The following is a 4,733-nucleotide window of genomic DNA, read 5'->3' on the forward strand; positions in this document are numbered from 1 at the left end:
TGTAAGCGCCAGCAATAAAATGACCCTCAGCCAGAATTATTTTGCAAACCAACCAACATTATTTTGCAAATAGAATTTTAGAACCAAAATTATTCTGCAAATGGATTTGATTTGATGGCAATAAAAATGATCGTTTATTTTGTTTTCTTTTACTCAACAAAATTCACTGGATATTTTTATAATTATATAGTTAAATAAATCAACTTAAATAGGTTTTCATAGAAGTAGTCATTAAGATGACCAATTTGACCAATAAAGAAACAGTTGCTTACTTAAGGGTTTCAACTCAGGATCAAAACCTTGAAAAAAATAAAATGGATATCTTGCTCTTTGCCAACGAAAAAAATTTAGGGCAGGTTAAATTCGTTGAAGATAAAGCTTCCGGAACAATTAGTTGGCAGAAACGCGCTTTGGCATCTGTTATTGAGTCATTAAGTGAAGGTGACAACTTAATTGTAAGTGAATTTTCAAGGCTTGGACGAAGCATGTTGGAGTGCATAGAAGTTATTTCACGTTGCTTGTCAAAAAAAATAAACCTATATGCAATTAAAGGCTCATGGAAGTTGGATAACTCGATACAAAGCAAAGTGATGGCTATGATGTTTTCGATTGTAAGTGAGATTGAGCGTGATCTTATTTCTAAGCGAACTTCAGAGGCATTAAGAGCTAGAAAGGAGAAAGGTTTGCCACTTGGGCGCCCAAAAGGGAAAGGCAAGAGCAAACTAGATGGTTACAAAGATGAAATATTTGCACTACTTAATAATGGTTCAACCTATACCTTTGTGGCTAAAAAATATGATACTTCATTAGGGAATCTTAAGCACTGGCTAGCTAGAAATGACTTTATTGCTAAGGGATAATGGCACATCATGAAGAAGATTCCATTAGAGGTTCTATTTAAGCTTGACCAACAGCTTATGCACTTACCAAATAATGGCAAAGCACGGCGGGCGTTAATAGCAGATACGGCAACGGTATTTAATATTTCTGAAGATAGCGTATATAGACAGTTAAGAGCACTTAATCTGCACCCTTGTGAGCGTAAAACACGTAGTGACAAGGGAAGTAGTAGAATCCTTCCAGAGAAAGAGCTTCATTATTATTGTCAAATTATTGCAGCATTAAAATTTGCTTCAACAAATGGTAATAGGCACATGCTTTCAACAGAGGAATGCATAAAACGCTTAGAGTCTGGAGAAGTAACAGTTAAAAATAAGATCGTGACGTTGTCTCATGGGGTTCTCAAGCGCTCAACCGTTAATAATTATCTCGAGAAATATTATATTTCCCACGATCAACTCGCAACTGAATCAACGGTAAACCACTTTCAAGCTTGTTACAGTAACCAATGTTGGCAGTTAGACATTACGCCCTCTGAATTATATCGATTTCCAGATCAGCATCCTGATGATCCAAGAAAAGTTATGAGTTATAGCGTAGTGGATGATTTGAGTCGCGTAGCTTACTCAGAGTATCGTTTAGCTGAAGGAGAAGACGTGCTTAATGTATTGGAGTTTCTCTATAAAGCCATTGCCAAAATAACTTCTGATCCAAATGAATTACACGGTATTCCTGATTTTCTTTACGTTGATAATGGTAGCTTTTCAAGAAGTCGATTATTTAACCGAGTAGTTAATTTGTTAGGGATGAAATTACTCTCTCATTTACCAAGAGGATGCGGTGGAAGAAAAACAACTGCAAGAGCCAAAGGTAAAGTTGAACGCCAACATCGCACTATAAAGTCTGGTCTTGAGCCTATTTATAAGTTTCACATTCCTCAAAATCTTGCCGAAGCTAATCAAATGTTAGCTCAATTTATAGCTGAGCAGAATAGTAAAAAGCATCCAACTTTAATGCTAAGTAAAATTGAGGTCTGGAAACAAAATATGCCCAAAGATTATGATTTATCAATATGCTCGTATGAGCAATATCAATCGCTTATGAGAGAGCCTTTTGATCGACAAGTTAAGAGCGATGCAACGGTTCAAATAAATGGTATCCACTATCAGTTATCACCACAATTTGCAGGCGAAAAAGTCACTATATTGTTAGGAATAAATGCACACGAGGTCTGTGTGATATACAAAGACCAAGAGTTTGGACCATTTTATCCTATATCTCCACCAGCAGAATTTGGAGCTTATCACCACCATAAAAAGTCAGAGAAAGAATATGCCGCAGATAATGTCATTAATTTATCTAAAGATGTAGGGTTAAATATTGTAAGACCGACCCCTTCAATTTTTAGTACCGCACAGAACATTAAAGCTACGCTTATTGCTCCTCAAAAAGTATATGAGTCTAAATTAGCAGCAAAGCTAGCTATTTCTAAGTATCTAGGTATTGCTTTGGCAGAGCTCACTGATAAACAGCGTCACGTTATTGATAACCTTACAGATAAAACGTTAATACATCAGGAGCTTATGGATGCCATTAGCCATTATTTTCAACTTAAACTTGTTTCAAATAAGGATTAATCATGATTTTTGATGCACTTGACTATTACGGACTAACACATGATATCGCCGAAGCTGGCTTTTATAAAACAAAAGACATTGAACGTTTACAGAGCAAAATTAAACAATATGTCTTAAATTATGGCAAGCTCATTGTGATTAATGGCAGCGTGGGATCTGGGAAAACCATACTGATGAACCAACTCATGCAAGAGCTCATAGATAGCAAAAAGTGTCTTGTAAGTTACTCTTATAGCTCTGATCGAGAGCGGGTCACAGTGAAAACATTATTAACTGCATTATTGCTTGACTTACGCACAGGTGAGACGCCTTCTATTCCTGCGTCTTCTGAACTAAGAGATCGTGCTTTTGTTAAACTTATGCAAGAGCATAATAAGCCTGTGGTACTTTTTATTGACGAAGCTCAGGACTTGCATGGCAACACGCTATCTTCGTTAAAAAAACTCTCTGAAATGGCAAGAAAAAGTAACCAAAAGTTTTCAATCATCTTAGCAGGTCAACCGAAATTAAAAAATGTTATTCAATCACCGAAAATGGAAGAGGTTGGCTTTAGAGCATATGTAATAGATTTGGATGTGCTGTTTGTACATAAAGAAAAATATTTCCAGTGGGCATTAAAGCAATGTGTTGGAGAAAATAAAGTCAGCGAGGTAATTACCCCCGATGCTTTAAAATTGCTTGCTGAATCTTTGCAAACACCTATGCAAATTATTTCTTTTTTCAATAAAGCGATGGAAATCGGTTTTAAAGCAGGCGTTAAACCTATCGATGTATCAGTCGTTACCGAGGCGATAAAGCCAAAGGGCTTTCAAAAAGAGCTTCAATATTCAAGAGCCGGTTATAAAGTTTCAACACTTGCAAAAATGCTTCACACCTCGGAGAAAATCATTGACCAATGGTTTGCAGGAAAATTATCAGAACAACAATCTGATGAAATTGAACAAGCGCTGATTCAGGCTAATATTGTCGTATAAGGATATTGTTATGCCATTCTTACCGCGTTTTAGTATTAACAATAAAATAGCTCAATATCTCACTACGATAGAACGTGCTCGTGGTTTTTTGGAGGCTGCCCAGCTGTCAGAGCATTGGATTCAAAAGATGCAGAACAAAGCCTTAATATTGGAGGCGCATCACACCACTCACATTGAAGGAACACAATTAACGCTTGATCAATCGGAAAAAATTCTTGCAGGCATTAATGTTCCCGATACCAATAAAGATGATGTCCAAGAGCTCCTCAATTATAGAAAAGCATTTGAGTTGATATCCCAGTCTATTGATGACAATAGCCATATTAGTGAAGCCATTGTAAGAGAAATTCACAAAAGATTGGTCTCAGATGTTAGGGGAGACTCGGCAGCGCCAGGGGAATACAGAAAAATACAAAACTACGTTGTTAACTCAAAAACTGGAGAAGCTATCTATACACCACCGCCAGCCTACGATGTTCCCATAATGATGTCTGAGCTAATATACTGGCTAAACAATGAGTCCGAAATCAACCCAATTTTGATTGCTGGTATTGCTCAATTTCAATTTGTGCATATACATCCGTTTCTGGATGGCAATGGACGAACCGGACGATTGCTTTCTACGCTTTGCTTATACCGCTATGGATATGACTTTAAGAAACTATTTTCAATCAGTGAATACTACGACAGAAATCGAATTGAGTATTATCAGGCTTTGCAAAGTGTGCGTGAAAATGCCTTGGATATGACACAATGGTTAGAATATTTCACACATGGCTTGTCAACGCAGATGCAAGAAATTCGTCACCGTGGTGAGGATATCATGAAACTTGATGTCCTAAAGCTCAATCACGAGTTAAATGATAGGCAAACAAAGGCTGTAGAACATATTATTGAACATGGTCAAATCAATATGCAGGAATTTAGTTTACTTTGCCCAGACGTGAATAAAAGAACCTTGCAGAGAGAACTGAAGGCAATGGTTGAGAAAAAACTTATCGAATCACAAGGTGCCACTAATAAGCTTATTTACGTGTTAAAAAACTAAACTTGCGACAATCTAACGACAAAACTTGCGACATTAATTTCTACAATAAAAATTAAATAATAGGTTTTTATAGAACTTACCAAATAGTTGGAAATCCATTTGCAAAATAATTCTGGTTCTACTTTTCCTATTTGCAGAATAACGCTGGTTCACGTAAATTTCATTTGCAAAATAATGTTGGTTGATTTGCAAAATAACTCTGGCTGAGCCTAAAGTTTTTGCTGGTTCTAACAG

At 36.6% G+C, this 4,733-nt stretch carries 5 protein-coding genes; 4 read left to right on the forward strand and 1 reads right to left on the reverse strand.

Annotated features, from left to right (window positions below; all coding sequences use genetic code 11):
• Nucleotides 1-236 precede the first annotated feature (236 nt).
• The 4 genes from ACTS4L_RS11080 to ACTS4L_RS11095 are packed head-to-tail and all read left to right on the forward strand — an operon-like array spanning nt 237 to nt 4,499.
• Nucleotides 237-860: a recombinase family protein gene (locus tag ACTS4L_RS11080; protein ID WP_440652049.1), complete on the forward strand. Its 624-nt coding sequence runs from the start codon at nt 237-239 to the stop codon at nt 858-860.
• Between the two features lie 9 nt (nt 861-869).
• Nucleotides 870-2,477, forward strand: a complete 1,608-nt coding sequence (locus tag ACTS4L_RS11085; protein WP_440617941.1) for a hypothetical protein — start codon at nt 870-872, stop codon at nt 2,475-2,477.
• 2 nt (nt 2,478-2,479) lie between these two features.
• Entirely contained in the window at nt 2,480-3,451 is a 972-nt protein-coding gene (locus tag ACTS4L_RS11090; protein ID WP_440617942.1) for an AAA family ATPase, read from the forward strand.
• A gap of 10 nt (nt 3,452-3,461) precedes the next feature.
• A complete protein-coding gene (locus tag ACTS4L_RS11095) occupies nt 3,462-4,499 on the forward strand; it encodes a Fic family protein (protein ID WP_440617943.1) in 1,038 nt (345 codons plus the stop codon).
• A 33-nt stretch (nt 4,500-4,532) separates the two neighbouring features.
• On the opposite strand, the gene ACTS4L_RS11100 is transcribed toward ACTS4L_RS11095, so the two are convergent.
• Nucleotides 4,533-4,733, reverse strand: a 201-nt coding sequence (locus ACTS4L_RS11100) for a hypothetical protein (RefSeq protein ID WP_440652050.1), incomplete at its 5' end; no start/stop codon positions are given.

This window comes from Cysteiniphilum sp. 19S12-1, from assembly GCF_052030685.1.
GTDB lineage: Bacteria > Pseudomonadota > Gammaproteobacteria > Francisellales > Francisellaceae > Caedibacter.